Origin of the sequence: Pediococcus stilesii, assembly GCF_001437075.1 — a bacterium.
Lineage (GTDB): Bacteria > Bacillota > Bacilli > Lactobacillales > Lactobacillaceae > Pediococcus > Pediococcus stilesii.
Window position 1 is genome coordinate 1 of the sequence record NZ_JQBX01000011.1, and the last position, 16,441, is coordinate 16,441.

A 16,441-nucleotide genomic window follows, 5' to 3' on the forward strand; every position below is an offset into this window, starting at 1 on the left:
CACACCAAATATTGTACAGCCAATATTTTGAGTGATAGAAAAAAGTTTCGAATTTGGGGTTCGAAACTTTTTTATTTACATTTATACTATTGATAGGCAGTTTTCGCTTACTTTTTTACATTAAATTATTAAAATACTCCTTAACCCGGCCACGTTGTCCGTGGTGGGTGGTGACGATTAATGTATCGCCAACCTTAATAACGGAATCTCCGGCAGGGATCAGTTGGCTTGAGCCACGATGAATGCTGATAAGTAAGCTTTGTTTTGGCCACTTGATGTTACGAACGGCCATTCCATCGAGTGGAGATCCTTCTGTTATGGGGACTTCCACCCGATCTTGTGGACCAGATGGGGTTGCCGTAATTGTTGGGACTAACTGATGTAGTAATGATTCATAGATTGGTTCACCGCCCATTAAATCAAGAACAATGTACGCCGTTAGGGCTACCACGGCCAAAGGCATTAGATGCTGCAACGAGCCAACCATTTCAGTGATTAATAAAATGGCAGTAAAAGGCGCTTTACCAATTGCAGCAAAGTAACCGGCCATCGCATAAATGACAAAGTTAGGCAGATAGCTGGGATTAATCAGGTGAAGGCCAGTCATAGCACTAACATAGACTGTTCCAAAAACGGCTCCTAAAGTTAAGATCGGTAGGAAAATTCCTCCGGGTAAACCAGAACCATACGAAATCATTGAGAAGACGAATCGAACTATCAGTAGGATGATCATCGTTAATAAAACAGGATGAATACGAGCGATATATGTAATTAATTCGTTCCCGCCACCAAGATAACTCGGCCATAATAAACCCACCGGAATAATAAGAACAAATGGAACAATGCTATGTAGCCAACGTGGTAGAAAAGTTAATTTTCCGTACCAAGCTTTTAAACGAAGGGTACAAATTTGATATAGCCGGCCGAAAATTCCCAGCAGGATGCCAAGAAGAATTAAATGCCAGTACATTCCAAGTGGTAACGAGCGAGGATGGTTCATTGCTAAAACAGGAGTTAATCCAAAGAAGTTTAGTGAAACGAAATTGGAAACAATTGCGCTAGTCAGGGCACTGATCCAAACTAAAGGTGAGAAGTTATGATAAATCTCTTCGAGGACGAAAAGCGTGCTGGCGATGGGAGCGTTGAAGGCTGCCGATAGACCTGCCGCGGCCCCACCGGCAATCATTACGCGACGTTGAGATCCAGAGTAGTGACGAAATTTGCTCCATCCTTGGCCAACAACGGCCCCCAACTGAATGGATGGTCCTTCGCGTCCAAGCATTAGTCCGGATCCGATTGCGAGAATTCCACCGACAAATTTTTTCCAGAGGACAGGCCACCATTTTTCTTCGTATTCGCCGGCGAGCTGTCCCTCAATTTGAGGAATTCCGGAGCCAGAAATTTCAGGAGTCTTTTTGACAAAAAAACCAACAATGAAGGCTAACGCGACATTGATAGCCAAAATAATAAGAATCCAGATCCAGTTATTTGCTGCTTGTTGATAAAGCTGTTGAAAAAATTTTAACATGTGTTCAATTGATAATCTAAAAGTACTAACGATTAGTCCAATCAGCGTGCCAATTACGATTGAATTTAATAATGTTAACAAACGGGTATCTTCAATTTTAAAGTGCAAGTTCTCGTCTCCCCCAAAAAATGTCATGTTTTCATCGTATCACAATATTACATGATAAATTGTATAATATAATGGAAAGAAATTTAAGTTAGGTGGAAAACTAATGAAAAAAATTGTAAGCTTTGCAGGTTTTGACACGTTGTTTGATATCGATCCCTTCTATGATGCGATTGGAAGATTAGGAAAGAGATATAACATCGATGAAAAATTAATTCGTGATACTTATCAGGCAAAAGAGCGGGAGCTGATGCAACAAGTTCCTTTTGAAAAATATTCAAAATTAATGGAAGATGCTTTGAACCAAACGGCAAAAGAATTGAATTTTGAAATTACGCCAAGTGACTTTAGCGATGTATTAATCGCACATACGGTGGTCAAGCCTTTTCCGGATGCACCAACTGCTCTGTATCAAATTCAAGAAAAGGGTTATGAAACCGTCTTGATGACGAATCATTCAAAAGACCTGATCCGAAGTAACATGATTAATTTAGACCATAATTTCAATGCGGTTTTTACTGCTGAAGATGCAAAATCATACAAGCCCAGCCCAGAATTTTTTAACTTTGTAAACGAACAGTTGGGCGAAGTAGATGAACATATCCATATTGCGGTGGATATGGATAAAGATATTGTTCCCGCACAAAAGGCAGGTTGGCGAGTAATTCCAATTGATCGAAAAAATGAGTCAGCATCGATTGCGTCATTGATGGATACAATCGATAACTTGTAACAACCCTTTTTATTAGTTAATATCCTTAATCTTTGGTATCCTATCCATGAATAAAAGAAATGGAGGGACTAACATGTCAGAGTTTATTAAAATCGGTAAAAGTGATGTCGAATCAACCATTATGGGGTTAGGTGCCAATAAGGTTGGCGGTCATAATATCTTCTCGGGACTAGACGATAAGGATGGTTACGAAGTTGTTCGGACAGCTTTAGATGACGGAATTCGAATGATCGATACGGCTTTTGCGTATGGAAACGGCCGCTCAGAAGAAATCATCGGTGAAGTATTGAAAGATTACGATCGACATGAGGTTACGATTGCGACCAAAGCAGCTCAAGATGATAACAATGGGTACGCTCCTAATAATGATCCCGCATTTTTAACAAAACAAATTGATGCAGCGTTGAAGCGTCTTCAAACGGATTACATTGATATTTTTTATATCCATTTTCCTGATGAAGTTACAAATAAGCGGGATGCCGTTGAAGCCCTAGTTAAGGCACGCGAGGCTGGTAAGATTAGGGCAATCGGATTATCGAACTTCTCTTTGGATCAAATTAAAGAAGCAAATATTGATAATCAAATTGACGTTGTTGAGGATAATTATAGTCTGGTTTACCGAAGCCCAGAAGAAAATTTATTACCATATTTACGCGAAAATAATATTTCCTTTGTGCCATATTTTCCATTGGCATCAGGTTTGCTAACTGGTAAATATGAACGTTCGGATTACATGAAGTTCCCTCGTTTTACTGAAAAACAATTTGGAGATATTATTGGATCAATTAAAAAGGTTCGGGGCTTGGCGGAAGAAAAAGGTGTTACCGTAGCTCAATTAATCTTGGCCTGGTATCTTAAAAATCCTGAAATTGCGGTGGTAATTCCCGGTGCTCGAAAGGCTGACCAAATTAAGAGTAACGCCGAGGCACTTCAAATTGAATTGAGCGATTCAATGTATAAACAAATTGACCAATTATTTAAATTTTAGAGAAGAATCCGGAGGCTAATGACGGCCGTCTAAATTTCCTCTAAAAAATTATTTAGTCGATTGAAATAAGAAAGACCGATAACATTCTTTGAATTGTCATCGGTCTTTTTTGCATGGTGGTTAATTTTTACTCCATATGTGATTTAGGGCGTTTTGTTTTACACCAAAATATGATTAGTCTTATACTGTTAACGTTTACAAGCATCGTAGACAGACATGACTGTAATTAAAACATGATTTTACGGAGGAAAGTTAATGTCAAACGTGAAAGTTGAAAAAGATGTTGTATATAACTCAAAATACGGTTTACAAATGGATGTCTATCAAGACGTGGATAGCGTAAGCGACGAACGGCGGGCAATTATTGATATTCATGGCGGTGGCTGGTGGTTAGGCTATAAGGAAGAAGAAACCGGTTGGGCGAATAATTTTGCTGAAAACGGATATATCGTGTTTGTTCCTAATTATCGATTGGCCCCGGATGCTTTGTTTCCAGCACCGATTGAAGATTTAATCGGATTATATAACTGGATTAAAGATTCCGATTATCAGTTTGACCGATCAAAAATTGGTGCGGTTGGGATGTCCGCGGGTGGAAATCTAGCAATTGAGCTGGGACTCCGATTAGGGATTCCAATTGCATCATGGTCGGGAATCATTGATTTAGATCACTGGATTGAAACTCATCCAGATGTGGTCGCCTCTAAGAAAAACGCTCCGATTCCAGGCACTCCAGTTGAAAATATCAACCAGGATGGCGGTAATGACCCGTATTATAAGTGGTTCGTTCTCAATTATGTGAATAACGATCAGGAACTTTTAAAAGAAGCATCACTACTTAATCGAATTTACAAGTCGGCCGGTCCAATGTTTATTGCCAATTCGTTGGACGAAATAGTACCAATGGATGGTGTTTTAAAATTGCAGGAAGAATTAACAAATAACGGAATTGAATCAGTTTTTCAAACGGTAAGTGGTCACGGTCATGGCGAAGCTTACATGGAACACGCTCAAAAAGGAACGCTGGCATTTTTTGATGACCATCTATAGGCAAAAGTAGTCAGAAATTCACGGGGTGTATTTGCAAACATGAAAAATTGTATGCAGATACACCTTTTTTTAAAAGAAGGTTGATTTGATGAAAAAGGATCGTTTTGAAGCTTTTACAGACGGGGTACTTGCAATTATTTTAACGATATTGGTACTTGATATTCATCTAAATAGTAACAATCATTCTTTGAAGGTTTTAATTAATGTATTGCCTGAATTTGCAGCGTACATCGTTTCCTTCATTATAATTGCCGTTATGTGAGTTAATCATCATTATTTATTTTTGAGAGTTAAAGGGATTAATCACAAGATGATTTACATTAATATTTTGTTGTTATTTTGGGCAACAATTTTACCGGCAACAACGGCTTGGTTTGGCTCAGACATTGAGTCGGAACTTGCGGCATTACTATACGCTACTAATGTTTTATTCTATAATCTAGCTTTTTTAATTTTAATTTACGAGGTTCAGCGGTCAAACGATTATTTACAACGGAAACTTAAATATGGACTCATATCAGTTCTATTTAACGTATTGACCGTTTTAATCGTCTTTATCTGGCCACCATTTATTTTAATTAGTCTATTATTAGATGTCACACTGTGGGCAATTCAACCAGTGATTTAGTTTGAAAAGCCCTATTTTCTTAATTCTTTACAATTTAGAATCGTTTTAATTGAAAACGGTTTAACAAGGTGTTAGACTGGCATTGTAAAAAAGTTGAAAGTAGGTAGATACATATGGATAAAACAAAAATTATTATTGTTGGAGCATCACATGGTGGGCATGAATCAGCGATTGAGCTTTTAGATAAGTATGAAAACGTTGACGTAACAATTTATGAAGCCGGCGATTTTGTTTCATTTATGTCATGTGGGATGCAACTTTACTTAGAAGACCAGGTAACAGATGTAAACGATGTTCGTAATTTCCGTCCTGAAGACATCACTTCAAAAGGTGGCAATATTTACAATAACCATGAAGTTACTGCGATTGACGCCGATAAGAAACAAGTGACAGTCAAAGATGTAAAGAACGGTACTGAAGAACAAGTTGATTATGATAAGTTAATTTTAAGTTCAGGAGTTACACCAAAGAATTTACCAGTACCAGGAACTGATTTGAAGAATGTTTACTTAATGCGTGGATATGATTGGGCAACGAAGATTAAAGCTGCTTTAACAGACGATAGTATTAAGAATGTTGCTGTTGTTGGTTCAGGATATATTGGTATCGAAGCGGCCGAAGTGTTTGCTAAAAACGGTAAGCATGTAACGCTATTTGATTTCATTGATCGTCCTCTTGGAAACTACCTTAACCATGAAATGACAGATATTATTGATAAGACATTGAAGGATAACGGAATTCAAGTTGAAATGAGTCAATCAATTACTTCATTTGCCGGCGATGGCAAAGTTGAAAGCGTTGAGACAAAGAAGGGCAGTTATCCAGCTGACCTTGTTATCCAAGCAGCCGGTGTTCAACCAAATACCGAATGGTTGAAGGGCGTTGTTAACTTGACTGACAGAGGATTCATTGATGTTGATAGTTATCTAAGAACTAATTTACCAGACGTTTTTGCAATTGGAGATGCAATTCTACCACTTTCAATTCCAGCAGGAAAACCATCACCAATTGCCTTAGCAACAACTGCACGTCGTGAAGCACAGTACGTTGTAAACCATATTTTTGAAAAGAAACCATCACAAATCTTTAAGGGTGTTGTTGGTTCATCAGCATTGCACGTCTTTGACGAAAACTTTGCATCAACTGGTGTGAACGAATTTACAGCAGAACGCTCAAACGTTGAAATTGTAAATTCACACTATGTTGATCACATTCGTCCAGCATATGTTCCAGAAGGCGAAGGCAACGTTCAAGTTGATGTTGATATCACTTACGATCCACATACACACGTTGTTTTAGGTGGAGCTGTACTTTCAACACATGATTTAACTGCACAAGGAAATGTATTAGCACTTGCCGTTGAACATAAATTAACGGTGGAAGATTTGGCCGAAGCTGACTTCTTCTTCCAACCAGGATACGACCGTCAATGGAGCTTGATTAATCTTGCTGCACAACACGCACTTGGCTACGCTAGATTCTAAAAAAGAAGTGTGGAAAAAATCGGGAGCCATCGAGGATTAACGTGACCAGCGGACAAGCCCGGGTTAGGGGTTTGTGCGATGGTTGGGTTAACCGGAGGAGGCTGATTTTTGGAACCGATTAAAAAAAGAAGTGTGGAAAAAATCGGGAGCCATCGAGGATTAACGTGACCGGCGGACAAGCCCGGGTTAGGGTTTTGTGCGATGGTTGGGTTAACCGAACAATAAAATAGCTTAAAATTAGTTCCGATAGCAACTAGTGAAAACTAGGCTAGCGGAACTTTTTTTGATTGCATGGGGATGTAGAAGCGAAAGATTTAAGTTGAAAAATATTTTTTTAGGCTGATACATAAAAGTTTGGAAATTGAGTTGGATTGGCTGATTTAGTACAATAAATTTGAAGGTATCGTTCAATTTTACAAGGGGGTGACGTAATGAAGGTTAAAATCCGAAAAAATTTTCGTAAGCATGCCAAAAAATATGTTCAAACGCCTTTGGAAAAGAAAAACTTATCCAACGTGATTGATTTTTTTTACAAGAATAAGAAGATGCCGACGGATTTACAGGACCATCAGTTGCGTCACCAAATTCAAGGGGTGCGTGACTGTCATCTAAGCACTAATTTGGTGATTATCTACTACATTTCAAACGACCAACAACGGGCGGAATTAATCGATGTTGGGCCACACGACGTGGTTTTTAAAAAGGGACGCGATCTCGATATTACTGGATTGTGAAATTAAAAAAAGACTGTGACGAAATTTTTATCACAGTCTTTTTGTTGTACATTTTTGACTTAATTAATTTTACGATGAGGGTTAAGTAATCCCATCGGGTCTAGTAGACTTTTAATTTGGTGTTGAAGGAGATCAGTTTCAGCGCCTAACTCTTCATAGGTCCATTTATTTTTCAACATTCCAACGGCGTGCTCACCTGAAATGGTGCCACCAAGCTCAAGTGTTTTTTCAAAGATTAATCGAAGAGCTTCATTGATAGATTCGGGCATGTCTGGTTGACTTTCCGGCCAGACAAAAGTCGGATGAACATTGCCGTCGCCAGCATGTCCAGCGATGTAAATGGAAAGATTTAAGTCTTTTCCAACCTGTTCAATGTAATTCATGAGAGTAGCCATTTTAGACATGGGAACCGCCATGTCTTCCATAACATGGTTTTGACCCTGATAAATTGCTGGAAGCATGGATTGACGCAATTTTATAATTTGGGCCATTTTTTCTTCATCAGAAGTTAATTGGATATTGTTTGCTTCATAGCGCTTTAGAATATCTTCAATGGCTTTAATTGAACGATCATCAGCAACATCTAGTTTGAAGATCAACATGGTCTCATCTTTTTGTGCGTAGTGGGTACCAAGATAGCGGTCAATGGTTTCAGTACTTCGTGCATCAAGTGCTTCTAGCATTGTGGGGTAGACCCCAGAAATTCGGATATCGCCGACTGCTTGAACAAGTGTTTCTAAATCTTTAAAGAAGGCTAAGCCAACTAACGGGTCTCCCAGTGGGATTGGTTCTAACTTAACCGTGACTTCGGTGATGATTCCAAGGGTTCCTTCCGAGCCAACGAATAGATGGGTTAAATCGTATCCGAATGCTTGTTTAAAAGTTCGACCACCTAGTTTTAATTCGCGGCCGTCCGCTAGAATAACTTTCAGACCCAAAACGGCGTCTCGGGTGGCACCATACTTAACGGTGCTCATTCCACCGGCATTGGTGGAAGCATTGCCACCAATTGCAGAAATTGGCTTAGAACCGGGATCGGGAGCGTAAAACATGCCGACCTTGCGCGCAGCGGTATCTAGATCTTGATTAATAACCCCCGGTTGAACCACAGCAACCTGATCTCTGGGGTCGACTTCGATGATTTGGTTCATTCGTTTTACGGATAAGATAATTGATCCGGCAACCGCGTCTGAACCTGAAACAGTGCTGGTAGCAGTAGTCTGTGGAACAATTGGAATATGGAATTGTCGTGCAATTCTTAAAACGCCTTGAATATCTTCCGTATCCTCAACCTCAACGTAGGCCAGTTCATCACCATCCGCCATATTCATTCCACGGGGATCATTTTTATGCGCTTTAATCGAAGCGGCATCCGCAAAAACTTCACCATGAGGAACGGCTTCTTTTAATAGCTGAATGATTTCTTCATTATTCTTTACATTAAACTCCAACATTTGGTTCACCCTCTCAATTATAATTTCAAGCTAAGTGTACTATTAAAAAACGGGGATGTGAAGAAAAAAGGATGTGAAAGAAACCGAATAGAAGTTGAGGATTAACTTGGCTGACCTTAACCAAATCAAATCAAAGTAGCATTTTTATAAATCAAATCAGCAATCAGCCGTTGTTTAGAGCTTAGAATACGGTCTTTTCGTTGAACAAGATTCATGTGAAAAAGTGGTTGTTGTTCGTCGTAAAAAGGGAGAACTTGAACGTCCGGCCGGTCGATAATAGCAGATTTAGCAATAAAACCAACGCCAACGTTTTGAGCAACCATTTCTTGAATAACTTGTGCGTCATTGCTTTGGTAGACGATGTTCGGACGAAAATTATTCATATGACTAAAGCTTTTAATGGCTTCCGAATGGACAAAATTACTATCAAAAGTAATGATTTTTTCCTTCTTTAATTCGGAGAACCAGATTTTATTTTGTTCGAAAAATTCTGACTGGGTGCCTACAATCGCGGTAAAGTGGTCATCACCAAGATGCTGATAGCTTAAGCTTTGATGCTGTTCATTTTGAATCGAACCCATAAGAGACATATCAAGACTACCCTCTAGAAGCATTTTTTCTAGTTCGGCGGAACCTCTTTCGACGGGAACAATGTCTCGCAGTAAATCGTTTTCAGTTAGATGTTTGGCAATTTTGGGAAAGAAATATTTGGTCATGATTGGCGGCAGACCAAGAATGAATTTATTAGTATTAATGTTATTAATGCTATTTTGCGCAACGGTTAGATGATTTAAAATCGCTTGAACATGCTCATCTAGTTGTTGACCACTCAACGTTACTGATAATAGATGCCGTCCTTGATCCCGAGTAAAGAGGACCGTGTTAAAATTTTCCTCTAACCGGTGGATAGCCATACTGATCGTCGGTTGGCTTACTTTAAATTTTTCAGCAACGATTGAAAAATTTTTGTTTTGTACCAGCGAATGAAAATATTTCAAATCTTTAATGTTCATAATGATCACCTCGTTTATCCCATCATAATAACATTTCATCAATAAATATAAAAATTATTTATAATTAATCAAATATTTGACTATAGTTTTTTGATGGAGATAGACTGATTCAGTAATTAAAAACGGAGGAAGAAAAATGACAGAAAAAGCAATGAATATTTTAAATAATCCGTACTTAAATAAGGGAACCGCTTTTACGAAAGAAGAGCGGGACCAATTGGGATTAAATGGTTTAATTCCACCATACGTTCAAACACTGGAAGAACAGGTTGAACAGGTTTATGCACAGTTTCAATCAAAGGGAAATGACCTTGAAAAACGGTTATTTTTAATGCAGATTTTTAACGAGAATCGAGTTCTATTTTATAAGTTGTTTAGTCAACATGTAGTGGAGTTTATGCCAATCGTTTACGATCCAACCATTGCGGATACGATTGAAAACTACAGCGAACTATACATTCAATCGCAGAATGCAACCTTCCTATCAATCGATGAACCAGAAATGATGGAGCAGGCTTTAAAGAATTCTGCGGCTGGACGTGACATTCGACTAATCGTCGTAACCGATGCAGAGGGAATTTTAGGGATCGGAGATTGGGGAACCAACGGAGTTGACATTTCAGTTGGAAAACTGATGGTTTATACTGCGGCAGCGGGAATTGATCCAAGTCAAGTGTTACCCGTTGTTTTAGACGTTGGGACGAATAATCAGGATTTACTCAAAGACCCAATGTACCTTGGCAATCGTCATGAACGCATTAAGGGCGACCGATATTATCAATTTGTTGATCAATTTGTCCAGATGGCCGAAAGCTTATTCCCAAAAATGTATCTACATTTTGAAGATTTTGGTCGAGACAATGCTGCTAACATCCTTAATAAATATAAGGATCAGTACGTAATTTTTAATGATGACATTCAAGGAACGGGAATCATTACTTTAGCCGGCATATTAGGCGCATTAAATATTTCAAAAGAAAAGATTACCGATCAAATCTATTTAAGCTTCGGGGCAGGAACGGCTGGAGCAGGGATCTTAAGCCGGATTTTTGAAGAAATGGTTGAAAACGGTTTGCCTGAAGATGAGGCTCGAAAACATTTTTATATGGTCGATAAGCAAGGGTTATTATTCGATGACGATCCAACTTTAACACCGGAACAAAAACCGTTTGCTCGAAAACGCCAAGAATTCGAGAATGCCGATCAATTGACCAATTTATTAGCGGTTGTTAAGACAATTCACCCAACAATTATGGTTGGTACCTCGACCCAACCGGGAGCATTTACCGAAGAGATTGTTCGTGAAATGGCTGCACATACTAAGCGTCCAATTATTTTTCCACTCTCCAACCCAACTAAATTAGCCGAAGCAAAAGCAGAAGATTTACTGCGGTGGACTGACGGTCAGGCGCTAATCGCAACTGGAATTCCAGTCGATGATATTGAATATAACGGAGTGACTTACCAGATTGGTCAGGCTAATAATGCGCTTGTTTATCCAGGATTAGGATTAGGTGTAATTGCTTCTACGGCAAAAGTTTTAAATGACACGATGATCTCAAAAGCTGCGCATTCATTGGGTGGAATTGTTGACGTTAGTAAACCGGGTGCGGCTGTATTGCCTCCAGTATCAAAGCTAAGTGATTTTTCAAACACGGTGGCCGAGGCAATTGCTCAAAGTGCAGTGGATCAAAAGCTGACTAAAGAAGCAATTGATGATGTAAAAAAAGCAGTACAGAACGCCCGTTGGACGGCTAAATATTAAACTTAAAACTTTAAAGTGGATGAGAGAAGAGTGTAAAAAATGACAGCATTTGTAACATCGGTTGAGAGCATCGTAACGATTCTATTGATGATGGCATTAGGATTTGGACTACGAGGAATGGGATGGTTTGACGACCATTTTAGCGGAAGCATCTCAAAATTAATTATGAACGTGGCGCTCCCAGCTTCAATTTTTGTGTCAGTGATGAAATATTTGACGTTACCAAAACTGATTGGTTTATCTAGCGGATTAATTTATTCGTTTGGCGGCGTGATCATTGGATACGTGATTGCTTGGATAACGGTTAAACTATTGAAAATTCGGCCAGGACGTCGTGGGCTATTTATGAACATGGTGGTCAATGCTAATACCATTTTTATCGGATTACCATTAAATATTGCGCTATTTGGAACCCAAAGTTTGGCGTATTTTCTCGTATATTATGTGACAAATACTGTTTCAACATGGGCTTTTGGGGTTTTCCTGATCTCTAATGATGACCCAACGAAGGAAGAAACGATGGCAACATCTAAACGGAAAATTAATTGGAAAAAGCTTTTGCCGCCGCCATTATTAGGCTTTTTGGTCGCGATTGTTTGGTTAATTTTAGGATTGCCAGTGCCAAGTTGGGCGGGAAATACCCTCGGTTACGTTGGTAATCTGGTAACACCGCTATCATTAATATATATTGGAATCGTATTATACGATGCGGGACTTAAAAGTATTCATTTTGATCGAGATACAATTTTTGCTTTGATTGGTCGTTTTGTACTATCACCTTTAGTAATTACGGGATTGATTTTGTTAGGAGCACATACAGGACATGTATTACCAACGATGGAAATGCAAACACTGATTGTGCAAGCCGCGGCTCCAGGTTTAGCGGTTATGCCAATTTTAGCAAATGAGGCGCATGGCGATGTTAAGTATGCCACTAACTTGGTGACAACAAGTACAATTTTATTTATCGTCGTTGTTCCGATCGTAATGACTTTGATTCAATTCATATAGGGTGACAGACTTTTTCACGAGCTATTAAATATTTAATTAATGTACATTTTCGTGGTATATTTGTGGGGTGCTAGGATGATATTGATTGAAACTAAATCTACGTGATGGAGTGAGTATTCCATGGAAGAAAAAAGTGCAATGCAACTTAAAATTCAAATTAGTGGTGTTAAACCACCAGTTTGGCGAAGAATTATCGTGCCGACAACAATTAGATATGATCAATTAAATGTATTGATTCAATTAGCTTTTGATTGGACGAATAGCTATCTGCATGGTTTCACAGTTGCACACGATCGAAGTTTAAATTATATTCCTCGCGGCGGCGAAGATGACGCATTCGGTAATTTTAGGTTGACCGATGAATACATGATTTATCCCGATCTGGCGAAAGGTAGTGTGACTTATACCTATGATTTTGGGGATGATTGGGAACATAAGATTAAACTAGAGAAGATGATAAGCATTGATGAATTGCCAAGCGTACAGATTCCTTATTGTGTCGGTGGACGAGGCGATTCGATTTTGGAAGATTCACGAATGATGGATGAAGATGGAAATGGAGAGCCTAATAATCCATTTGATAAAGATGATGTGAACGAACTATTCGCTGAGGTGATAACGGCTGGCGAAGCATTAATTAACATTGATGGCGACATGTTTTAAATCAAAAAGGGGATGGTAAAATTATCATCCTCTTTTTTAGACTTTAAATGTGGTTCAATATCTAGTTCATGGGGTAATTCAGAATTATCCTCTTGACCTAAATTTGATCGTGGCTTGATCAATTGCCATGGAATCAACCTTTTTCAGTAGTTCATTTAAATAAAATCCAGGTTCTAGGTTGGTCTTATTGTTTAACGCATAGACGGTCAAAGTATAGTCGTGATCGCTGGGTGGGGTTGGTCCCACATAGTGATTAATTACCACGGGATCGTCCAAATCAATAAATTTAGAATCATTACTATTTTTGCCTTGAACTAATCCATTACCTAAGTTACTAATATTTTCTGGAATTTCATTACTTACGTCAAAATCGGTCGCAATCCAATGAATCCATGGGAATCCAGCAACGGGCACTGCATCGTAATCAATTAAAGTTAAAGCAAGGGCCCTTGTCCCACGAGGAAGATCGCTAATATGGATTGGAAACGAGCGCATCGGTTGATTATGTAGCCGATATTCTTCGGGTGCGTATTTTCCAAAACGATCAGGTAAAAATCCGCCAAGTAAATCTACATTAATTTTCATAAAAAATCACCATCCTTTTTAATACTATTATAGTATCTACAATGGATAAGTTAAAATATTTACCATTGAAACTTTTGTATTGACTGGCCGGTCAATCAAAGGTACCCTATACGTGAAATATAGATAATAATTTTTTACAAAAGGTGTAAAAAGGATGGTGCAAAGATGAGCGAGGAAATTGTATTAAACATCGAAAAAGTTCAAAAAAAATTTGGTAAATTTGAAGCTCTTAAGGATATAACCTTTCACGTAAATAAAGGGGAAGTTTTTGGTTTTATCGGACCGAATGGAGCTGGAAAAACAACAACGATTCGGACAATATTAGGAATTATTAAGGCATCTTCGGGGAAGGCAACGGTTTTTGGCGATGACGTATGGAAGGAACGGGTTCAAATTCATCAAAGGCTAGCGTACGTTCCAGGTGATGTGTATCTTTGGCCCAATCTGACCGGTGGTGAAATTATTGATCTGTTTTTAAAAATGAATGGTGAGAAACACACGGCTAAAACGGATGAGCTAATTAAAAAATTTGATCTTGATCCTAAAAAGAAGGCACGTACCTATTCTAAGGGGAACCGGCAAAAGGTGGCGTTGATTGCTGCTTTCTCGCAGGACGCGGAATTTTATATATTTGATGAGCCAACATCGGGACTAGATCCGCTGATGGAGGAAGTTTTTCAAAGCGAGGTTTTGGATCTGAAAAGCCGCGGAAAGAGCATTTTACTTTCAAGTCACATTCTTTCTGAAGTTGAACGGATGTGCGATCGAATTGGAATTATTCGAGAAGGGACAATTATTGAACAAGGAACGCTTGACGAAATGCGGCACCTTACACGGACTCAGTTCATAGTAATTACGAAAGAAAACGCCCAAGATGTGCAAAAAATTGATGGGGTTCATACTTTCAATGTCGATCAGAGTAACTCACAGAAAGTTCATTTTTCAGCAGACGCAGATGCGATTGAAACAATCATGAAATTCTTAACGGATAAAACGATTTTATCAATTCAAAGTACTCCGCCAACACTTGAGGATTTGTTCTTAGGCTATTACAAGCAAAGCTCAAATTTAACCGAGGTGAGTGATCATGAAAAATAATACCAAGGGGTATCTATTTTTAAATCGTTTAAACTTACGGCGAGACCGATTCAATATTCTGATCTGGGCGTTGGCGTTAGCTGGACTGATGGCCGGAGTTGCCTTTAAGTTTGAAGGAATATACGGCACACCACAGTCGATTGCTTCAATTCAGACAACGTTACATTCGCCCGCAATGAAGGCTTTGTTTGGGTCCTTTGACACCGCGTTAAATAAGAGTAGCGATGTTTTTGCGACAGAAATGTTAATCTTTATGGCGATTGTAATGATAGCAATGAATATTTATTTCGCGGTTCGAATTACGCGTGGAGAAGAGGATAAAGGACTAACCGAATTAATTTCGGCCCATGCAATTGGACGTGGAGCAAATTTCTATGCTGCAACAACCGAACTAATTTTGATTAATCTGACCTTAGGAATCTTATATAGTGTTGGAATTCAGTTTAGCGGAATGGCGGGGGTTACCGCACAAGGGTCATGGCTAATCGGACTTGGACTTGGAGCGATGGGACTACTGTTTGGAATGGTCGGCATGCTCATGGCTCAACTTTTCGATAATAGTCGGTCGGCCACAATTATGAGTTATTTTATTTTTGGAATAATGTATGTGGCGCGCATGTATACGGATATTAAAAATCCTGATCAAACTTGGTGGGTCCCATTGGGTTGGATTGAAAAAATTGATGCGTTTCACGGAAATAATTGGCTTCCAGTATTACTAATGGTGCTTTTGAGCGTAGTGCTTTGGGGACTGGCTCTCTTGTATAATCGTACCCGAGACATAGGATCTGGACTAATTACCGTCCAATTTGGGAAACAACGTGCATCTTGGTTATTACGCGGACCAATTACGTTAGTTGAACGCTTGCAACGACATAGCACAATTATTTGGATCGTAGCGTTGTTCATTTTAGGAACCACATATGGTTCAATTTTCGATACGATTGGAAATATTTTGAAGACGAATCCAACGATGCAACAGGTTTTTGGCAAGGCGGCCGTCCAAAGCGCTAATCACCAAATTTTACTCAATTTTGTTTCAGTAATCAGCGTTGTGATGGCGGCGCTGGCATCGTTGCCGGCCCTAATTGCGGTTAATAAACTGCGTGGCGATAATAATCGAGGCTATTTAGAAAGTGTCTATGCTAAAGCATTATCACGTACGCACATTTTTTCGGGATATTTGTTGAATTCAATCGTAGTTGGGATAGTTAGTTTTGCGGCGTCACTCTTGGGATTATATTTAGCTGGAAACGCGGTCTTGACTCATGGAGATTTGAGTTTAAATACGTACGTTCACACGTTTGTAGCCGTGGCCCCAACAATTACAATTGCGATTGGGGTGGCAGCCCTTCTTAACGGACTTGCTCCACGTCTGAATTGGATTTCATGGGTTTACTTAGGCTATGGATTTTTTGCGAGTTATTTGGGAAAATTAATTAAAATGCCCGATTGGTCAACAAAATTAAATGGTTTAGGATGGACGAATGAAGTTCCATTGCATTCAGTTAACTACACTAACGTCAGCGTGATGTTATTAATTACACTTGGGCTGATTATTATCGGAGCTTGGGGCTATCGACGCCGGGATTTAGATTAGGG

General features: G+C 39.1%; 16 protein-coding genes. 12 read left to right on the forward strand and 4 right to left on the reverse strand.

What is annotated here, in order from left to right; genetic code table 11:
- Positions 1–115 precede the first annotated feature (115 nt).
- Entirely contained in the window at positions 116–1,636 is a 1,521-nt protein-coding gene (locus IV81_RS05815) for a ClC family H(+)/Cl(-) exchange transporter (RefSeq protein WP_057803214.1), read from the reverse strand.
- A 103-nt stretch (positions 1,637–1,739) separates the two neighbouring features.
- Between IV81_RS05815 and IV81_RS05820 the strand changes: the two genes are divergently transcribed.
- The 7 genes from IV81_RS05820 (at position 1,740) to IV81_RS05845 (ending at position 7,250) form a co-directional block, all read left to right on the forward strand.
- Entirely contained in the window at positions 1,740–2,366 is a 627-nt protein-coding gene (locus tag IV81_RS05820) for an HAD hydrolase-like protein (protein WP_057803215.1), read from the forward strand.
- Between the two features lie 73 nt (positions 2,367–2,439).
- Positions 2,440–3,354, forward strand: a complete 915-nt coding sequence (locus IV81_RS05825; RefSeq protein WP_057803218.1) for an aldo/keto reductase — start codon at positions 2,440–2,442, stop codon at positions 3,352–3,354.
- A gap of 255 nt (positions 3,355–3,609) precedes the next feature.
- The gene (locus tag IV81_RS05830) at positions 3,610–4,404 is read left to right on the forward strand and encodes an alpha/beta hydrolase (RefSeq protein ID WP_057803220.1); all 795 of its coding nucleotides are present in this window, start codon (positions 3,610–3,612) and stop codon (positions 4,402–4,404) included.
- Positions 4,405–4,492: 88 nt separating this feature from the next.
- Positions 4,493–4,666 (forward strand): TMEM175 family protein, encoded by a 174-nt coding sequence (locus IV81_RS09520; protein WP_236696836.1) that lies wholly within the window; start codon positions 4,493–4,495, stop codon positions 4,664–4,666.
- Positions 4,667–4,714: 48 nt separating this feature from the next.
- Positions 4,715–5,032, forward strand: coding sequence for a TMEM175 family protein (locus tag IV81_RS09525; RefSeq protein ID WP_236696837.1), 318 nt, complete (start codon positions 4,715–4,717; stop codon positions 5,030–5,032).
- A 113-nt stretch (positions 5,033–5,145) separates the two neighbouring features.
- Positions 5,146–6,516: an FAD-dependent oxidoreductase gene (locus IV81_RS05840; protein WP_057803222.1), complete on the forward strand. Its 1,371-nt coding sequence runs from the start codon at positions 5,146–5,148 to the stop codon at positions 6,514–6,516.
- A 431-nt stretch (positions 6,517–6,947) separates the two neighbouring features.
- Positions 6,948–7,250, forward strand: a complete 303-nt coding sequence (locus IV81_RS05845) for a type II toxin-antitoxin system RelE/ParE family toxin (protein ID WP_057803223.1) — start codon at positions 6,948–6,950, stop codon at positions 7,248–7,250.
- 59 nt (positions 7,251–7,309) lie between these two features.
- Here the strand turns inward: IV81_RS05845 and IV81_RS05850 are convergent, their stop codons facing one another.
- Positions 7,310–8,704, reverse strand: coding sequence for an FAD-binding oxidoreductase (locus tag IV81_RS05850; protein WP_057803225.1), 1,395 nt, complete (start codon positions 8,702–8,704; stop codon positions 7,310–7,312).
- Between the two features lie 125 nt (positions 8,705–8,829).
- On the reverse strand, positions 8,830–9,717 hold the full coding sequence (locus IV81_RS05855; RefSeq protein WP_057803227.1) for a LysR family transcriptional regulator: 888 nt from the start codon (positions 9,715–9,717) through the stop codon (positions 8,830–8,832).
- 136 nt (positions 9,718–9,853) lie between these two features.
- Here IV81_RS05855 and IV81_RS05860 point away from each other — a divergent pair, with 136 nt between their 5' ends.
- The 3 genes from IV81_RS05860 to IV81_RS05870 all read left to right on the forward strand — a co-directional run bounded on the left by IV81_RS05860 (position 9,854) and on the right by IV81_RS05870 (position 13,156).
- A complete protein-coding gene (locus IV81_RS05860) occupies positions 9,854–11,482 on the forward strand; it encodes a malolactic enzyme (RefSeq protein ID WP_057803229.1) in 1,629 nt (542 codons plus the stop codon).
- Between the two features lie 39 nt (positions 11,483–11,521).
- Positions 11,522–12,493, forward strand: coding sequence for an AEC family transporter (locus IV81_RS05865; RefSeq protein ID WP_057803231.1), 972 nt, complete (start codon positions 11,522–11,524; stop codon positions 12,491–12,493).
- Between the two features lie 120 nt (positions 12,494–12,613).
- Positions 12,614–13,156 carry a plasmid pRiA4b ORF-3 family protein gene (locus tag IV81_RS05870; RefSeq protein WP_057803233.1) on the forward strand — a complete coding sequence of 181 codons (543 nt, stop codon included), beginning with the start codon at positions 12,614–12,616 and terminating at the stop codon, positions 13,154–13,156.
- An 84-nt stretch (positions 13,157–13,240) separates the two neighbouring features.
- Here IV81_RS05870 and IV81_RS05875 read toward each other — a convergent pair whose 3' ends face one another.
- Positions 13,241–13,741, reverse strand: a complete 501-nt coding sequence (locus IV81_RS05875; RefSeq protein ID WP_057803235.1) for a YbhB/YbcL family Raf kinase inhibitor-like protein — start codon at positions 13,739–13,741, stop codon at positions 13,241–13,243.
- A gap of 165 nt (positions 13,742–13,906) precedes the next feature.
- Between IV81_RS05875 and IV81_RS05880 the strand changes: the two genes are divergently transcribed.
- On the forward strand, positions 13,907–14,839 hold the full coding sequence (locus IV81_RS05880; RefSeq protein WP_057803237.1) for an ABC transporter ATP-binding protein: 933 nt from the start codon (positions 13,907–13,909) through the stop codon (positions 14,837–14,839).
- Positions 14,829–16,439, forward strand: a complete 1,611-nt coding sequence (locus tag IV81_RS05885; protein WP_057803239.1) for an ABC transporter permease — start codon at positions 14,829–14,831, stop codon at positions 16,437–16,439. Before IV81_RS05880 ends, IV81_RS05885 begins: the two co-directional genes overlap by 11 nt.
- The last annotated feature ends 2 nt before the right edge of the window (positions 16,440–16,441 follow it).